At 70.9% G+C, this 16,430-nt stretch carries 16 protein-coding genes; 9 read left to right on the forward strand and 7 right to left on the reverse strand.

Translation table 11 applies throughout. The features are described 5' to 3' along the window. Nucleotides 1-93: 93 nt before the first annotated feature. A complete protein-coding gene (locus OOK38_RS16460) occupies nt 94-450 on the reverse strand; it encodes an SsgA family sporulation/cell division regulator (RefSeq protein ID WP_266759676.1) in 357 nt (118 codons plus the stop codon). Between the two features lie 342 nt (nt 451-792). Between OOK38_RS16460 and OOK38_RS16465 the strand changes: the two genes are divergently transcribed. From OOK38_RS16465 to OOK38_RS16490, 6 genes are all read left to right on the forward strand, one after another. Next, on the forward strand, nt 793-1,842 hold the full coding sequence (locus tag OOK38_RS16465) for an energy-coupling factor ABC transporter permease (RefSeq protein ID WP_266848557.1): 1,050 nt from the start codon (nt 793-795) through the stop codon (nt 1,840-1,842). A gap of 1 nt (nt 1,843) precedes the next feature. Then, nucleotides 1,844-2,605 (forward strand): cobalt ECF transporter T component CbiQ, encoded by a 762-nt coding sequence (gene cbiQ, locus OOK38_RS16470; RefSeq protein WP_266759672.1) that lies wholly within the window; start codon nt 1,844-1,846, stop codon nt 2,603-2,605. Between the two features lie 59 nt (nt 2,606-2,664). Next, nucleotides 2,665-3,459 (forward strand): energy-coupling factor ABC transporter ATP-binding protein, encoded by a 795-nt coding sequence (locus OOK38_RS16475; protein ID WP_266765728.1) that lies wholly within the window; start codon nt 2,665-2,667, stop codon nt 3,457-3,459. Further along, nucleotides 3,456-3,929, forward strand: coding sequence for a MarR family winged helix-turn-helix transcriptional regulator (locus OOK38_RS16480; RefSeq protein WP_266759670.1), 474 nt, complete (start codon nt 3,456-3,458; stop codon nt 3,927-3,929). The genes OOK38_RS16475 and OOK38_RS16480 overlap by 4 nt, the downstream gene beginning before the upstream one ends. Before the next feature lie 258 nt (nt 3,930-4,187). Further along, nucleotides 4,188-4,592, forward strand: a complete 405-nt coding sequence (locus tag OOK38_RS16485) for an organic hydroperoxide resistance protein (RefSeq protein WP_266765727.1) — start codon at nt 4,188-4,190, stop codon at nt 4,590-4,592. 76 nt (nt 4,593-4,668) lie between these two features. Continuing rightward, nucleotides 4,669-5,829, forward strand: a complete 1,161-nt coding sequence (locus tag OOK38_RS16490) for a serine hydrolase domain-containing protein (protein WP_266759669.1) — start codon at nt 4,669-4,671, stop codon at nt 5,827-5,829. Between the two features lie 147 nt (nt 5,830-5,976). Here OOK38_RS16490 and OOK38_RS16495 read toward each other — a convergent pair whose 3' ends face one another. From OOK38_RS16495 to OOK38_RS16520, 6 genes are all read right to left on the reverse strand, one after another. Next, complete coding sequence (locus OOK38_RS16495; RefSeq protein WP_266759667.1) at nt 5,977-6,822, reverse strand: DMT family transporter; 846 nt, start codon at nt 6,820-6,822, stop codon at nt 5,977-5,979. Beyond that, nucleotides 6,819-7,349 carry a YbaK/EbsC family protein gene (locus tag OOK38_RS16500; RefSeq protein ID WP_266759665.1) on the reverse strand — a complete coding sequence of 177 codons (531 nt, stop codon included), beginning with the start codon at nt 7,347-7,349 and terminating at the stop codon, nt 6,819-6,821. Before OOK38_RS16500 ends, OOK38_RS16495 begins: the two co-directional genes overlap by 4 nt. A gap of 81 nt (nt 7,350-7,430) precedes the next feature. Beyond that, complete coding sequence (locus OOK38_RS16505) at nt 7,431-9,101, reverse strand: penicillin-binding transpeptidase domain-containing protein (RefSeq protein ID WP_266759664.1); 1,671 nt, start codon at nt 9,099-9,101, stop codon at nt 7,431-7,433. Nucleotides 9,102-9,207: 106 nt separating this feature from the next. Next, a complete protein-coding gene (locus tag OOK38_RS16510; protein ID WP_266848559.1) occupies nt 9,208-10,839 on the reverse strand; it encodes a penicillin-binding transpeptidase domain-containing protein in 1,632 nt (543 codons plus the stop codon). Between the two features lie 208 nt (nt 10,840-11,047). After that, complete coding sequence (locus OOK38_RS16515) at nt 11,048-11,662, reverse strand: hypothetical protein (protein ID WP_266759662.1); 615 nt, start codon at nt 11,660-11,662, stop codon at nt 11,048-11,050. A 181-nt stretch (nt 11,663-11,843) separates the two neighbouring features. Beyond that, nucleotides 11,844-13,583, reverse strand: coding sequence for a dolichyl-phosphate-mannose--protein mannosyltransferase (locus tag OOK38_RS16520; protein ID WP_266759660.1), 1,740 nt, complete (start codon nt 13,581-13,583; stop codon nt 11,844-11,846). A gap of 95 nt (nt 13,584-13,678) precedes the next feature. On the opposite strand from OOK38_RS16520, the gene rsmI reads away from it, so the two are divergent. The 3 genes from rsmI (at nt 13,679) to OOK38_RS16535 (ending at nt 16,173) form a co-directional block, all read left to right on the forward strand. Further along, complete coding sequence (gene rsmI, locus OOK38_RS16525) at nt 13,679-14,536, forward strand: 16S rRNA (cytidine(1402)-2'-O)-methyltransferase (RefSeq protein ID WP_266759658.1); 858 nt, start codon at nt 13,679-13,681, stop codon at nt 14,534-14,536. A 228-nt stretch (nt 14,537-14,764) separates the two neighbouring features. Next, nucleotides 14,765-15,238 (forward strand): hypothetical protein, encoded by a 474-nt coding sequence (locus OOK38_RS16530; protein ID WP_266759657.1) that lies wholly within the window; start codon nt 14,765-14,767, stop codon nt 15,236-15,238. A gap of 44 nt (nt 15,239-15,282) precedes the next feature. After that, nucleotides 15,283-16,173: a TatD family hydrolase gene (locus OOK38_RS16535; protein WP_266848560.1), complete on the forward strand. Its 891-nt coding sequence runs from the start codon at nt 15,283-15,285 to the stop codon at nt 16,171-16,173. The last annotated feature ends 257 nt before the right edge of the window (nt 16,174-16,430 follow it).

Here is a 16,430-nt window from a genome sequence, read left to right on the forward strand (position 1 = left end):
TGCGGACCCCGCGAGGTCTCACCGGTGATGCACCGGTGAGACCTCGCCGATCACTCGGCGAGGTGCCGACGGGCCGCCAGTGAGCCAGGGCAGTCAGTGAGCCACCGGGGTGGCGGCCGTGTACGTACGGCGGAGAAAGCGCATGAGCGCCTTCGTGTCGAGCTGCACGACCGCCACCCCGTGCGCCGAGTGGAACTCGAGGACGGCCTGGACGCGGCCGCACGGCCAGATGCGGACGTCGCCGCTGCTCACGGGGACGCGCAGGCCCTGTTCGAGGAGTTCGCGGTCGAAGATCCACTCATGGGGGCCGGGCAGCGTGATGTGCACCTGGCGGGGGTCGGTCTCCGGGTCGTACCGGAGGGCCACGGGGACGGCTCGGTGTTCGTCGTCGGCGGAGTCGGCGGTGTCGGTGACGATATGGGCGCGTGCGTACTGTTCGACAGCATGCATGAACCGACTCCTTACGCTGTGTCACATATGTGGAAGCTGTGAATCCGTCACTATTCCAATGTCGCACATCTCACGGAAACCGCTCTCCGGCCGCCCGTGACCATCTCCTTCGAGAACGCCTGCCCGGTCGCGGCGCGCGCATGTGTGCGTCGGCGGTCACATCCGTTCCGCGGGGCGGATCATGCCGACGGTGGCCGTGCGGACGGGGTCGTTCCCGCGGGCCCGTCCGCCGCCGCATCCGCCGCGCCGGCGTGAACTGCTCGCGGGTTCACGCCCGTCGTGGGCTATTCGTGGTCTCATCGCTCTTGCAAGTCATTCGCAACAAGGCACTATCATCGAACGGTGCATGTGCCTGACGGATTCATCAACGCCCCGGTCTCCGCCGTCACGGGAGTGGTCGCCGCCGGCGCCATCGCCGTGAGCCTGCGGGGTGCCCGCCGCGAACTCGACGAACGGACCGCGCCGCTCGCCGGCCTTGTCGCCGCCTTCATCTTCGCCGTGCAGATGCTGAACTTCCCGGTCGCCGCCGGGACCAGCGGACATCTGCTCGGCGGCGCCCTGGCCGCGATCCTCGTCGGCCCCTTCACCGGTGTCCTCTGCGTCTCCGTCGTCCTGCTCATGCAGGGCATCCTCTTCGCGGACGGAGGCCTCACCGCGCTCGGCGTGAACATCACCGACATGGCGATCGTCACCACCGTCGTCTCGTACGCCTTCTTCCGCGGCCTGGTGAAGGTGCTGCCCCGCAAGCGGCGTTCGGTCACCGTCGCGTCCTTCGTCGCCGCGCTGCTGTCCGTTCCGGCCGCCGCCCTCGCCTTCACCTTCCTCTACGCGATCGGCGGCACCACCGACGTCGCGATCTCCAAGGTCGCCACGGCCATGATCGGCGTCCATGTCCTCATCGGCGTCGGCGAGGCCGCGATCACCGCGCTCACCGTCGGCGCCGTCATCGCCGTACGGCCCGATCTCGTGTACGGCGCCCGCGGCCTCCAGCAGCGGCTCAAGCTGCGGGTGAACGGGGAGCTCGTCGACGCACCCACGGCCGCCGCCCCCGTCGCCGCCCGCTCCTCGCACCGCAAGCTGTGGATCACCGGCCTCGTCACCTCCCTGGTCCTCGCAGGATTCGTCAGCTTCTACGCCTCCGCGAGCCCCGACGGCCTGGAGAAGGTCGCGAAGGACAAGGGCATCGACGCGCGAACCGGGAAGCACGCCACGGAGGACTCGCCGCTCGCCGGATACGGCGTCAAGGACGTCTCCGACCCCCGTGTCTCCGGTGGTCTCGCGGGGGTGATCGGCGTCGGTGTCACCGTCGTCGCCGGCACCGGTGTCTTCTGGACGGTCCGCAGGCGCCGTACGTCCGACAGTTCGCCCGTCTCCGTGCCGGAAGGCGTCTGAGGTGGGGGCGGGCCACACGCACAAGCTGTACCGGCACGGGCACTCGCCGGTCCACGCCCTCCCGCCGCACACCAAACTCGCCGCCGCCTTCGGCTTCGTGATCGTGGTCGTCTCCACCCCGCGCGAGGCCATGTGGGCGTTCGCCCTGTACGCCGCGCTGCTCGCGGTGGTGGCCCGCCAGGCCCGCGTACCGGCGGGCTTCCTCCTGAAGCGGCTGCTGATCGAGATCCCGTTCGTGGCGTTCGCAGTGCTGCTGCCCTTCGTGGCGGAGGGCGAGCGGGTGGACGTGCTGGGAATGTCCCTGAGCGTCAACGGCCTGTGGGGTGCCTGGAACGTCCTCGCCAAGGGCACCCTCGGCGTCGCCACCTCCGTCCTCCTCGCCTCCACGACCGAACTGCGTGAACTGCTCCTCGGCCTGCAACGGCTTAGGCTCCCGCCGCTCCTCGTGCAGATCGCGTCCTTCATGATCCGGTACGGCGATGTCATCACCGGCGAGATGCGGCGCATGCGGATCGCCCGGGAGTCGCGCGGCTTCGAGGCGAGCGGCGTGCGGCACTGGGGAGTGCTCGCCAAGTCGGCGGGCGCGCTGTTCATCCGTTCCTACGAGCGCGGGGAACGCGTGCATCTCGCCATGGTGAGCCGGGGGTACGCCGGTTCCATGCCCGTCATCGACGAGGTGACCGCGTCCCGGGCGCAGTGGTCGTACGCCCTCGCCCTTCCGTTCGCCGCCCTTGTCGTATGTCTGTTGGGATGGACGCTGTGATGTCTGCCGGTACACCTGGGGAGACGGCTGTGGAGAGCGCTGAGGGGATGCCCGAGCGGATGACCGAGGGCAGGTCCGGAGGGACGCCCGGGGGGACGCACGCCGTGCCCGCTTCGCTGGAGGTCTCCGGCCTCGCCTTCGCCTACCCCGACGGGCACCAGGCCCTGTTCGGCGTCGACTTCACCATCGGGCGCGGCGAGCGCGTCGCGCTGCTCGGCCCGAACGGCGCCGGCAAGACCACCCTCGTCCTGCACCTCAACGGCATCCTGACCGGCGGCGCCGGGACGGTGACGGTCGCCGGACTCCCGGTCGGCAAGCGGCACATGGCCGAGATCCGGCGCAAGGTCGGCATCGTGTTCCAGGACCCGGACGACCAGCTGTTCATGCCGTCCGTGCGGGAGGACGTCGCCTTCGGTCCTGCCGCCGCGGGGCTGAAGGGTGACGCACTGGAGGAACGCGTCCGTACGGCTCTGGAGCGCGTCGGCATGGAGGCCTTCGCCGACCGCCCGCCGCACCACCTGTCCTTCGGGCAGCGGCGCCGCGTCGCCGTCGCGACGGTGCTGGCGATGGAGCCCGAGATCCTCGTCCTCGACGAACCCTCGTCCAACCTCGACCCCGCCTCCCGGCGCGAACTCGCGGACATCCTGCGCTCGTTGGACGTCACCGTTCTCATGGTCACCCACGACCTGCCGTACGCCCTCGAACTGTGCCCGCGCTCCCTCGTCCTGAGCGACGGCGTGATCGTCGCCGACGGCCGCACCGGCGACCTCCTGTCCGACGACGAGCTCATGCGCACCCACCGTCTGGAGCTGCCCTTCGGGTTCGACCCGCGCTCCGTGACAATGGGGGCGTGACCAAACAAGAGGACGTCGGGCCGCCGGACGGTTCGCTGCTGCTCGACGACCAGTTGTGCTTCGCGCTGTACGCCGCCCAGCGCGCCGTGACCGCCGCGTACCGCCCGCTGCTGGAGGAGCTCGGTCTCACCTACCCGCAGTACCTCGTCCTGCTGGTCCTCTGGGAGCGGGGCGAGACCACGGTCAAGGAACTGGCCGGTGCCCTCCACCTCGACTACGGCACGATGTCTCCGCTGCTCAAGCGGCTGGAGTCGGCGGGGCTGGTGCGCCGTGAGCGCTCGGCGCACGACGAACGCTCCGTGCGCGTCGCCCTCACCGGGCGCGGCGAACTGCTGAGGGAGCGCGCGGAGGAGGTGCCGCAGGCCCTGCTGACGGCGACCGGTATGAGCGGGGCCGACGTCACGCGCCTGCGCGAGGAGCTCCGGCTGCTGACGGAGCGCGCGGAGAGCGCGGCGGCCCGGGGCCGCTGACCTGCCGGGGCTTCGGGACCTCGCCCCGCCCAGGGCTTCGGGCCTTGCCCCGCCCAGGGCTTCGTGACCTTGCGCTGGCGGGGGCTTCGGGGCCCTGCGCTGCCGGCTGTCCGCGGTTTCCGCCCCCCTGGGCATTCCGGACTCCGTACCGGCCAGTACCTTGTGCACGATGTACTTGTGCACTTCTGTGTTGTCCACTCAGGGGGAGGTCCTGCCGTGATCGACGGCGCCGTTGTCGACACCCGTCCGACGAAGATCATGTATGTCGCCGAGGCCACCGCGCACGGCGGCCGGGACGGCTATGTGACCAGCCAGGACGGGCAGCTCGAACTGAAGGTCGCGATGCCGCCGGCGCTCGGGGGCGACGGGAACGGCACCAACCCGGAGCAGCTGTTCGCTGCCGGGTACAGCGCCTGCTTCCACAACGCGCTGGTGCTGGTGGGCCGCCGCGCCGGCTACGACCTCTCGGGTTCCACGGTCGCGGCGAAGGTCGGGATCGGCCCCAACAAACAGCGCGGCTACGGACTGGCGGTGGCCCTGAGCGTCTCGCTCCCCGTCGTCGACCAGGAGGTGGCGACCAAGCTCGTGGACGCGGCGCACGAGGTCTGCCCGTACTCGAACGCCACCCGCGGCAACATCGAGGTCACGATCGTGCTGGGCTAGGGGCCCTAGGAATCGAAGGCCGCGGACGCGTGTTGCACTCAGTGCTGGCAGTGGTGAGGCGACAGGGAGCGCGGGCGTGGACGTGAACGGCACAGTGGCCGAGGGCTTCGAGCCGGTCAGGGAGGCGTTCGCGGGCAACTTCGCGGCGCTGGGGGACCGGGGCGCCGCCGTCACCGTCTACCGCGACGGGCGCAAGGTCGTCGACCTGTGGGGCGGCACCCGCGACGTCGACGGCACCGAGCCCTGGCAGCGCGGCACCGCGCAGATCGTGCGCTCCGCGACGAAGGGCGTCGCCGCCGCCGTACTCCTGCTGCTCGCGCAGCGCGGCCACCTCGACCTGGACGCGCCGGTCGGCGCCTACTGGCCCGAGTACAAGGCGCGCGGCAAGGAGCACACGCGTGTGCGGCACCTGCTCGCGCACCGGGCCGGAGTGCCCGTCCTCGACCGTCCGCTCACCCCCGCCGAGGCCGCCGACCTCGACCTCGCGGCCGCCGCGGTGGCCGCGCAGACGCCGGTGTGGGCGCCCGGGGCCCAGCACGGGTACCACGCGCAGACGTACAGCTGGCTGACCGGCGAGCTGGTCCGGCGGGTGACCGGGCGCACGATCGGCCGGTGGATTGCGGACGAGATCGCCCGGCCGCTGGACCTGGACCTGTGGATCGGGCTTCCGGAGGCGGCGGCGGGCCGGGTGGGGCGGGTCGCACAGGTCGAGGCGCTGTCGACGCCCGGCGGTCTGAAGACCCGTCCGAAGCGGGCGGTCTCCGAGGCGTACGCCGACCCGGACAGCATCACCCGCCGCGCCTTCGCCGCGATCACCCCGATGCCCGACGAGAACGATCCCGCCTACCGCGCGGCCGTCCTGCCCGCCTCGAACGGCATCGCCACGGCCGACGGTCTCGCCCGCTTCTACGCCGCGCTGATCGGTGAGGTGGACGGCGTACGGCTGTTCACGCCGGAGACGGTGGCGGCCGCGCGGGCGGAACAGTCCGCGGGACCCGACCGGGTCCTCGTCGTCAACACCCGGTTCGGCCTCGGCTACATGCTCCACGGCGGGGCGTCGCCCCTGCTCTCCCCGGGCTCCTTCGGCCACCCCGGCCGCGGCGGCGCCCTCGGCTTCGCCGACCCCGAGTCGGGCATCGCCTTCGGATACGTGACCAACGGCTTCCGCACGAGCGTGACGGCGGACGCGCGGGCGCAGGCGCTGGTACGGGCGGTACGGACGGCCGTCGACGCGTAGCCGCCCGACCGAGGACGCCTCCCCCGGAGGAAGCAGGGGGGGTGGGGTGCGGCTGCTCCCGATCCCCGAGCCGGACGGTGATCTTGAAACGCGTGAACCGGCGGGCTCACGCGGGGTAGGTGCCGGGTCGCGCTCGCCGCCCGGCACCTACCCGGCGTGCAGCATCAGCCCGATCCCCACGACCAGCAGGCCCGCCGCCGCGATCCTGGGCGCTCCGAACCGCTCCTTGAAGAACACCGCCCCGATGGCGGCGCCCACGATGATCGAGGACTCCCGCAGGGCCGCGATCGGAGCCAGTTCGGCCCGTGTCTGGGCCCACAGCACCAGCCCGTAGGCCGTGACGGAGAGCGCGGCGCCGAGGAAGCCGACGGCGGCGAACGGCCTGAGCGCCGAGACGGTCCCACCGCGCCAGCGGTACAGCGCGTACGCCGGGATCACCACGCCCTCGATCGCCATCAGCCAGGCGATGTACCCGAGAGAGGTGCCGGACGCGCGTACACCGAGACCGTCGACCACGGTGTACGCGGCGATCGACACGCCCGTCGCGAGGGCGGCGCCGATCGCCGCCCAGTTGGGCCGACGGCCGCGCAGCCCCCACAGGGCGACACCCGTCAGCCCCGCGCAGGACAGCGCGACGCCGGAGGCCGCCCACCCGTCGGGCACCTCGTGCGCGAAGACCGCCGCCAGCACGGTGACGATCAGCGGGGCGGTGCCCCGCGCGATCGGATAGGCCTGCCCGAAGTCGCCGAGCCGGAAGGAACGCATCAGCAGCACGTAGTACGCGATGTGGATGAGGGCCGAGGCGATGAGGTACGGCCAGGCCCCGGACGCGGGGAACGCCACGAACGGCACCATGACCAGGCCGATCAGCATGCCGCCGCCCGCGATCAGCGTGAAGCCGACGAGCTTGTCGGTGATCCGGTGCGCGATCGCGTTCCAGCTGGCGTGGGTGACCGCCGCGAGCAGCACCGCCGCCGTGACGAGGGGGGTCACGCGATGGTCTCGCGCACGTCCACCAGCGTGCCGCCCGCGTGGGCGATCAGGCTCTTCGGGTCCATCGGGAAGATGGTGAACGGGGTGCCCGCCGAGGTCCACACCGTGTCGTGGTCGAGCAGCGAACGGTCCACCAGGACGCGGATCTTCGTACGGTGCCCGAAGGGCGGTACGGCGCCGGTCGCGTATCCCGTCGACTCCCGCACGAGGTGTGCCCCGGCCCGGGTGATCTTCTCGGCGCCCAGCTCCCGCTGTACGAGCTCCATGTCGACCTGCGCCGAGCCGTCCAGCAGCACCAGCACCGGAGCCCCGTCCGCCGCGAAGAACAGCGATGTGCAGATCTGGCTCAGCTCGCAGCCGATCGCGGCGGCGGCCTCGGCGGCGGTGCGGGTCGGGTCGGGGAAGCGACGGACGCGCCCGGTCACCTCGTCGAGCCCCAATTCCCGCAGGGCCTCGGCGAAACGGGGGTGGGCGGCGTACTCGGCGGGGGACCGCTCTTCGCCGGCGTTCTCTTCGGTGGCGTTCATGAACGGCACGCTAGCGGTCGGTGTACGCGCCACGCGACCGGGTCCCGGACAACTCCCCGGGGCCGTTCGGTCCGGGGACGGTCAGCTCCCGGCCTTCAGCAGGGCCGCCACGATCGGGCCCGCCGTACTGCCGCCGTGACCGCCCTGCTGGACGACGCCCGCCGCCGCCAGGTCGCCCTTCCACGCCGTGAACCAGCCGTTCGGCTTCTTCTGGTTGTCGACCTCGGCGGAGCCGGTCTTGGCGCCGTAGTCGGGGCCGAGACCGGACATGGCCTCGGCGGCGGTGCCGGCGGCGGCCGTGTACTGCATGACCTCGCGCAGCTGGGAGAGCGTGGACGCCGACAGGGTGCGGGACGCCGTGGCCAGGGTGCGGTGGTCGACCGACGGGGCCACCAGGTACGGCTGGTGGAAGGTGCCGGACTTGACGGTGGAGGCGACGGACGCCATGTTCAGCGGGCTCATGCGGACCCCGCCCTGGCCCATCAGCGACGCGGCCATCTGCGCCGCGCTCTGCACCGGCACCGCGCCGTCGAACGACGGCACGCCGACGGCCCAGTTGTTCATGCTCAGGCCGAAGACCTGCTGGGCCTGCTTGGTCAGGTCGTCGTTCTCCAGCTTCTTCGCCTGGCTGATGAAGGCCGTGTTGCAGGACCGCGCGAAGCTCGCCTTGAACGTGCCGTTCTTGATCTCGAAGTCGTCGTCGTTGTGGAACTTCCACCCGCCGTACGTCGACGTCTTGGGGCAGGGGTGCGCTTTGTCGGCCGAGGCCAGACCCTTGTCGAAGAGCAGCGACGCGGTGATGACCTTCATCGTGGAGCCGGGCGCGAGGGAACCCTGGAAGGCGGTGTTGAAGCCGTGGCCGCTGTTCGCGACGGCGAGGATCTCGCCCGTCGAGGGGCGCATCAGGACCACGGACGCCTTCTCCTTGGCGGCCACCCGGCGCTCCGCCTCCGCCTGGAGGGTCGCGCTGAGCGTCGTCTTCACGGTGCCCGGGGTGCCCTCGCTGAGCGTCACCAGGGTCTTGTCGGGGGTCTTCTGGGTGCCCTTCTTCGCGGCCTTGCGGATCACGCGCAGCTCGATGCCCGCCTTGCCGCCGGCCGTCTTGCCGTACTTCTCGCGCAGTCCGTCGAGGACCGTCCCCAGGGAGGGGTACTCGGCGGCGGTCAGCTCACCGCCCTCGCTGTCGAGCGCGGTGACCGGCGGGGTCCCCGACGCTCCGGTCACCAGCCGGTCGCCGTCCTGAAGGTCCGGGTGGACGACGGACGGCTTCCAGCCGACCAGCGCCACGCCGTCCTTCGCCCGGCGCACGACCGTCATCTTCGACGTGTACGTCAGGGGCTTGGTCCTGCCCTTGTAGGTGACGGTGGCCTTGACGTCGAACGGGACGTCGGCGCCCGACGGCTTGCCGCGCTTCAGTGCCACGCCGGTGATGTGGGCGTCCTTGCCGTAGCCGGTCAGCGTGGTCGTGGCGGCCGCCGAGTCGTCGGTGGCGGCGGCGGCCGCGGTGACGTCGCCGCTCTGCCAGGCGGTGAGGAAGGCGGAGGACGCCAAACGGATCTCGGCCGCGGACAGCGGGCCCGTCTTGACGGCCTTGCGGGTGGTGGCCGTGGTCCCCTCGTCGGCGGCCGCGCCACTGCCGTACAGGCTGTACGCACCGAACGCCCCGCCGACGACGGCCACGGCGATCACTCCGCCGAGTACGGCGGGCTGCTTGGTCTTCCGCCGCTCGGCGACGCGCCTTCTCTTGCCCACAGCTTTCAGCCCTCCGCCGTCCCCTGATGCCCCGTGACACACCCCCGTGCCTCTCGTTCCTCAACGAGAGGCACCACCCTAGGGTCCCGTCCTGTGCGGGGCGACTTCAGCCGCCCGTTCGTAGCACAGCTGCGACGATCGGACCGGCCGCGTCCCCGCCGTGGCCGCCCTCCTGGGTCATGGCGGCGGCCGCGATGTCGTTCCGGTATCCGGTGAACCAGCTGTTGGACACGGCCTGGCCGTCGACCTCGGCGGAGCCCGTCTTGGCGCCGACGGAGCCGCCGAGGCCGGCCATCACCTGGGCGGCGGTGCCGCTGACCGCCGTGCGGTTCATCATCGAGCGCAGCTGCGCGACCGTACTGCTGGACAGACCCTTCGCGGTGGCCAGTTCACGGTCGTCGAGAGAGCGCGGCACGATGACCGGCTGCCGGAAGACGCCCGTCATCGCGGTCGCCGTCACCGACGCCATGTTCAGCGGGCTCATCTGCACCTGGCCCTGGCCGATCATGTTGGCCGCGGTGTCCGGGCCTCCGGAGGCGGGCACCGAGCCGTCGAAGGACGCGATGCCGGTCTTCCAGTTGTCCTGACCGAGCCCGAAGCGCTGCTGGGCCTCGGTGGTCAGCGAGTCGACCTTCACCTCGTCCGCGTAGTTCACGAACGCGGTGTTGCACGAGCGCGCGAAGCTGTCGGAGAGCGTGGCGTTCTCCTGCGGCTTCATGCCCGTGAGGTTGTGGAAGGTCTGGCTCTGCCAGACCCCGGTGTCCGTGCAGGGCGCGGGACCGTTCGCCGTCGTGATGCCGTTGTCGATGAGGGTCGCCGCGCTGATGATCTTCATCGTGGAGCCGGGCGCGAGCTTGCCGAGGAAGGCCGCGTTGAAGCCGTCCTGGCGGTGGTTGGCGACGGCCAGCACCTCGCCGGTGCTCGGCTTCACCGCGACCACGGAGGACTCGGAGTATCCCGTGACCGCCTTCTCGGCTGCGGCCTGCGCGCTCGCGCTGAGTGTCGTACGGACCTTGCCCGCCCGCCCCTTGGCGAGGGTGACCAGCGTCGTGTCGCCGCCGCTCTCCTCGCCCCCGTGCCGGATCGCCAGCTCGATGCCGGGGGAGCCGCCCGCCGTGTCGCCGTACTTCTCGCGGAGCGCGTCCAGGATCGGCCCCAGCGACGGGTACTTCTCCTTCGTCAGGACAACGTTGTTCCGGTCCACGGCCTCGATGGCCGGGTTCGACGACTCGCCCGTGACCAGGGTGTCCCCGTCCTTCAGCTCCGGGTGGAGGACGGACGGTTTCCAGGCGACCAGCGCCTTCCCGGTGGTCTCTCCCCGGACGACGGTCAGTTCGGAGTCGTACGAGAAGGGCTTGCGCTTCCCGTCGTAGGACACCTCGGCCTTGACGGAGAACGGCACGGTCGCCCCGGACGGCGTGCCCGGCGTGATCCCTACGTGGGTGAGGTGCGCGTCGTCGCGGTAACCGGCGAGCAGTTGCTCGGCGTTCGACGCGTAGTTCGTGTGGGCCGCGGCGTCGGCCGCGTCGCCCTTCTCCCAGGCCGCGAAGAACGCGCGGCTGGTCTCCTTGATCTCGGTGCCGCTCGGTGGTCCGGTCTTCACCGGAGCGGGCCCGTCGGCGCGACCGCCGCCGTCCCCGCTGATCGAGGTCACCACGTTGTAGGCGCCGTACCCGGCGCCGCCCACCATCACCGCGAACACACTGCCGATGACGGCAGCTTTGGCCCCCTTGCGCATCGCGCGATCCCTCCCCGTGAACCCTTCTCCGAACTTCTGAACGCGTTCAGAAAAGCCGGTCCACCCCGCACTGTAGGCGCGGGTGGGGCTCATGGTGCAGACCTTCGCCGAATCGTTAGCCCTATGCATCGATTCACATACGTGACCAATATTCGCCAATGGGGATCACGGCACTTCGTGACCCTCCGCTCCGCCCCGGGCCGAGGCTCTACCAGTTGGTCAGGTCGACCAGCAGATCGCAGTGCGGGTCCTCCGGGGCCGGCCGTTGGTACTGCTCTTCCTCCACGAGGGAGGGGAGTGAGGCGATCAGTGCCGTGGCCGGCGTTTCGGTCAGGCGGATGTCCGCGCCGATGATGCCGGGCCGGTCGGGACGCTGCACGTACAGGCGCAGCAGGCCGTCGCCGTGCATCAGGAAGCCGATCAGGAAGGGGTTCTCGTCGTCGCCGGGGCCGGCCAGGGCGCGCACGACGGTGAGCGCCCTGCCCTGTTCGGGTTCCGGGTCCGGGGTGATCTCCTCCGGGCGCAGGCGGATGAGCGTCATCCCCATGACCTCGTCGACATCACTGCTGCTGTAGATCTGAGGTCCGGTCAGGACGGTACGCAGCAGGCCGGGGATCCAGTAAGGGGTCACGGTGTCGTTGGGGATCTCGTAGAGCAGGTTCATGACGTGCTCGCCCTCTCCGGCCCGGATGGCGATCCGTACGGCGCCGGGCGCGGGCAGGACACCGAGCAGGCGGCAGTGTTCCGCGACCGGGGCGTTCAGGTGGTACAGAAGCCGGCGGGTGACATCCGCCTGCTGCTCTCGGTCCTCCGGGTCTGTCACGGATGCATCCATGCGGGGCAGTTGTCGTTCCGTTGGTTGCGGCGGAAAGCGTTGATGACGCCGATCTTCTGTCCCCTGCCGGCGTCGTACAACCGTCCTTCGCCTGTCGCGTGCCGCCGGCGGCCGAAAACGACCAAGAGGGCCCGGCGGGTTCCCGGGCCCTCTTGGTGTGTCCGTACAGCTAGACCCAGGTGTCCAGCCACATCCGGGATCTCCATTGGTCGATGGGGATCGCCTGGCCCGTGTAGATCGGCCAGAAGTAGATGAAGTTCCAGGCGATCAGGAGGACCAGGACGCCCGCTCCCGCGGCGCCGACGACCCGGCGGCGTTCTCCGGAGCCGGGTGGGCCGAGGATCGCGCCGATCATCATCGTGACCGCGAGGCAGAGGAACGGCACGAAGACGACGGCGTAGAAGAAGAAGATCGTGCGCTCCTGGTACATGAACCAGGGCAGATAGCCGGCCACGATGCCGCAGGCGATCGCGCCCGCCCGCCAGTCCCGGCGGAAGGCCCAGCGCCACAGCACGTAGAGGATCGCGAAGCAGGCGGCCCACCACAGCAGGGGCGTGCCGAGCGCCAGCACCTCACGGGCGCACTTGTCACCCGCGTCGGCGGGGCAGCCGTCCTTGCCGGGCAGCGGGGACTCGTAGAAGTACGAGACCGGGCGGCCGAGGACGAGCCAGCTCCACGGGTTGGACTGGTAGGTGTGCGGCGACGACAGCCCGACGTGGAACTTGTAGACCTCGTGCTCGTAGTGCCACAGGCTGCGCAGCCAGTCCGGGAGGAAGGCGAAGGTGCCGCCCTTGCCGTCCGTCACGGCCCAGTTGCGGAAGTAGCCGCCCTTGCCGTTGTCCGGCGACAGGATCCAGCCGGTCCAGGAGAGCAGGTACACGGACAGGGCGACCGGGACCGTCGCCAGGAACGTGATGCCCGTGTCGTGCTTGAGCGCCGCCAGGTAGGGGTGGCGGGCGCCCGCCACCCGGCGGGAGGCCGCGTCCCACAGGACCGCCATCACACAGAACGCGGCGAGGATGTACAGCCCGTTCCACTTGGTGCCGATGGCCAGGCCCAGCATCAGGCCCGCCGTCCAGCGCCAGGGCCGCCATCCCAGACGGGTGGTCTCGGCGGTGTCCGCGTCGGGGTGGGCCACGCCGTCCGCGTCGGTGGGCAGCGCCGCCGCCAGTCTGGCCCGTGCCTTGTCGCGGTCGACGACCAGCGCGCCGAAGGCCGCCAGCACGAAGAACATCAGCACACCGTCGAGCAGCGAGGTGCGGCTCATCACGAAGTGCAGACCGTCCACCGCCATCAGCGTGCCCGCGAGACAGCCGAGGAACGTCGAACGGAACAGCCGCCGCCCGATCCGGCACAGCAGCAGCACCGACAGCGTGCCGAGCAGCGCCGTCATGAACCGCCAGCCGAAGGGGTTGAACCCGAACATCCATTCGCCGAGCCCGATGACGTACTTGCCGACCGGCGGGTGCACGACATAGGCGGCGTCGGTCGGGATCCGCACGTTGCCATTGCCCTGGAGGACCAGGTCGTTGGCGTCCTTCGCCCAGTTGACCTCGTACCCGCGGTGGATGAGTGCCCAGGCGTCCTTCGCGTAATACGTCTCGTCGAATATCACCGCCTTCGGGCTGCCCAGGTTCCAGAAGCGCATCAGCCCGGCGAGCAGGGTCACCAGGATCGGGCCGCCCCATCCCGACCAGCGGTTGAACCGGTCGGCGACCTCCCGGCGCAGCCCGAGGGCGCCCCAGATCCGGGGGCCGGGCTCGGCGTACGGCGGTACGAGCCGGTCGCGCACATCACTTCTGGGCGGCGCCGTGTAGCCGAATCGGCGCAGCCGCTGCTGCCACGACGGCCGCTGCTCATCGGCGGCCTGGCCCTGCCGGGTGTCCGTGGAGGACGCGGTACTGGTCACCGCGCCATCGTAGGGAACACGTCTGTGGGAGTCCCGTGCCCGGGCCCTTCCGGTCGGATGAGCTTGTCGGGCCGCGCCCCTGCGAGGATGGAACCGTGACAGGAATCCTTGTGTTGGCAGGCACCCCCATCGGCGACATCTCCGACGCTCCGCCACGGCTCGCCGCGGAACTGACCGGGGCCGATGTCATCGCCGCCGAGGACACCCGCAGGCTCCGCCGGCTCACCCAGGCCCTGGGTGTCCAGCCGACGGGGCGCGTCGTGTCGTACTTCGAGGGGAACGAGGCCGCCCGGACCCCGGAACTCGTCGAGGCGCTGGCCGGCGGGGCGCGGGTGCTGCTGGTCACCGACGCCGGGATGCCGTCCGTGTCGGACCCCGGTTACCGGCTGGTCGCCGCCGCGGTCGAGAAGGACATCAAGGTCACCGCCGTACCGGGCCCGTCCGCCGTGCTCACCGCGCTCGCGCTGTCCGGCCTGCCCGTCGACCGCTTCTGCTTCGAGGGCTTCCTGCCCCGGAAGGCGGGCGAGCGGCTGTCCCGGCTGCGGGAGGTCGCCGAGGAGCGCCGGACGCTGGTCTACTTCGAAGCGCCCCACCGGCTCGACGACACCCTCGCCGCCATGGCGGAGGTCCTCGGCACACAGCGCCGCGCCGCCGTCTGCCGCGAGCTGACCAAGACGTACGAGGAGATCAAGCGCGGCCCGCTGGGCGAGCTGGCCGCCTGGGCCGCCGAGGGGGTCCGCGGCGAGATCACCGTGGTCGTCGAGGGCGCCCCCGACAAGGGTGCCGAGGAACTGGACGCCGACGAGCTGGTGCGCAGGGTGCAGGTGCGCGAGGAGGCGGGGGAGCGGCGCAAGGAGGCGATCGCCGCCGTCGCCGCGGAGGCCGGAATTCCCAAGAGGGACGTCTTCGATGCGGTCGTCGCGGCAAAGAACGCCGCACGAAGCGCCCCATAGAAGGGCAAAGGACTATCGTGAAAAGCAAAGCTCAGGCCGGGTAGGAGGAGCCTTCCGACAAGGAAAGGCCAAAACGCCTCCAACACTCGACAGGCCTGATGCTTTCGCGCCGGGAGAAGCGTCCACTGGAAGCAGGGACGCACCCGTCCCTCGCCTTCGGCGCATCGACGGAATTCAGGGGGAATTCCGTCGACGAAGGCGCTTGTCCAGCGGACAAGAGGAGCTGGCATGAGTGAGACCACAGGACGGACCGGCGGTATCGCCGCCGGTCAGGTCACCGAACAGACCGGGCATCGCAGCGCGGCGACGGCCGTTGTCCACGAATCGTATTCCTTCGCCTGCATGCGCTGCGGGCACGGCTGGGAACAGTCGTACGACATCGAGCACCACCGCGACGCGGGAGGTGGCGAGTTCGTGATGTACGTGGCGAACGGGCATGTCGTGCCGTCGCCGCTCAGCCGGCCCACCTGCCTGAACTGCGACAGCCACGTGGTGCGCATCATGCGCGCCGGCCAGGTGTCCTCCGTTCTCGACTCCATGCACTCCATGACGCACCGGCAACCTCGCCCGGCAGCGCCCCGGCGGCCCGGGAAGGGCCCCGAGGAGGCCGCACCGGCCGAGTCCTCCGCCACCCCCGAGGAGCCGCACCACTGGCATCTGTCGGACCTTCTGCACCCGTTCCAGCACCGCAGGGCGGGCTGACCCGCGAGGTGAGGCCGGGCATGCCCCCTTCGTAGGATCGGGGCATGCCTTCCTCCGCTTCCGCCGCCCCCGACAAGAACGCCGCACCCCCGCTCCCCGAGCCCCTGCGTGTTCCCGTCGCCGACTCGCACACCCACCTCGACATGCAGTCCGGCACGGTCGAGGAGGGCCTCGCCAAGGCCGCGTCCGTCGGCGTGACGACGGTCGTCCAGGTCGGCTGCGACGTGAACGGCTCCCGCTGGGCGGCCGAGACGGCGGCCGCGTACGACGCCGTCCACGCTACCGTCGCCCTGCACCCCAACGAAGCGCCCCGGATCGTGCACGGTGACCCCGAAGGCTGGTCCCGGCAGGGGGTCCGGCAGCCGGGTGGAGACGCCGCGCTGGACGAGGCACTCGCGGAGATCGACCGTCTCGCCGCCCTCCCTCAGGTCAAGGGGGTCGGCGAGACCGGCCTGGACTACTTCCGCACCGGCCCCGAGGGCAAGGAGGCGCAGGAGCGCTCCTTCCGCTCCCACATCGAGATCGCCAAGCGGCACGGCAAGGCCCTGGTCATCCACGACCGCGACGCCCACACCGACGTCCTGCGCGTCCTCAAGGAGGAGGGCGCCCCCGAGCGGACCGTCTTCCACTGCTACTCCGGCGACGCCGACATGGCCGAGATCTGCGCTCGCGCCGGCTACTTCATGTCCTTCGCCGGCAACATGACCTTCAAGAACGCCCAGCCCCTGCGCGACGCGCTGGCCGTGGCCCCGCTCGAACTCGTCCTCGTCGAGACCGACGCGCCCTTCCTGACCCCCGCGCCGTACCGCGGACGGCCCAACGCGCCGTATCTCATTCCGGTCACGGTGCGCGCCATGGCCGCGGTGCGCGGCATCGACGAAGACACGCTGGCGACCTCGGTCTCCGCCAACACCGCGCGCGCCTTCGATTACTGACCCATAACGGTCCCCGGGGTTCTCCCTGGTCGAACGAGCGTCTTTCGCAGGGGAGTGTCGCGACACAGCGTAGTCGCGTTGCTTGGGAGAGTGACGACCGCTCCGCTAGGTTCTGGTCGCCCGATCCGGACCCCTGGAGCGTGTCGTCGTGAGCAGCTCGCGGTACGAGCAGTACGAGACGTATGGACCGACCGGTGGCTCAGAAGCCACCACGGTCGTCGTCGGTGTCACCGGCGTCGCCCCCGTGACCGGTGCGC

It is taken from the genome of Streptomyces sp. NBC_00568 (assembly GCF_026341855.1).
Lineage (GTDB): Bacteria > Actinomycetota > Actinomycetes > Streptomycetales > Streptomycetaceae > Streptomyces.

Excerpts from the sequence above, each read along its gene's own strand:
- OOK38_RS16510 (WP_266848559.1), bottom strand. The coding sequence starts at position 10,839 with ATGCGCAAGGGGGCCAAAGCTGCCGTCATCGGCAGTGTGTTCGCGGTG.
- OOK38_RS16500 (WP_266759665.1), bottom strand. The coding sequence starts at position 7,349 with ATGAACGCCACCGAAGAGAACGCCGGCGAAGAGCGGTCCCCCGCCGAG.
- OOK38_RS16460 (WP_266759676.1), bottom strand. The coding sequence starts at position 450 with ATGCATGCTGTCGAACAGTACGCACGCGCCCATATCGTCACCGACACC.
- OOK38_RS16535 (WP_266848560.1), top strand. The coding sequence starts at position 15,283 with ATGCCTTCCTCCGCTTCCGCCGCCCCCGACAAGAACGCCGCACCCCCG.
- OOK38_RS16485 (WP_266765727.1), top strand. The coding sequence starts at position 4,188 with ATGTATGTCGCCGAGGCCACCGCGCACGGCGGCCGGGACGGCTATGTG.
- OOK38_RS16530 (WP_266759657.1), top strand. The coding sequence starts at position 14,765 with ATGAGTGAGACCACAGGACGGACCGGCGGTATCGCCGCCGGTCAGGTC.
- OOK38_RS16475 (WP_266765728.1), top strand. The coding sequence starts at position 2,665 with ATGACCGAGGGCAGGTCCGGAGGGACGCCCGGGGGGACGCACGCCGTG.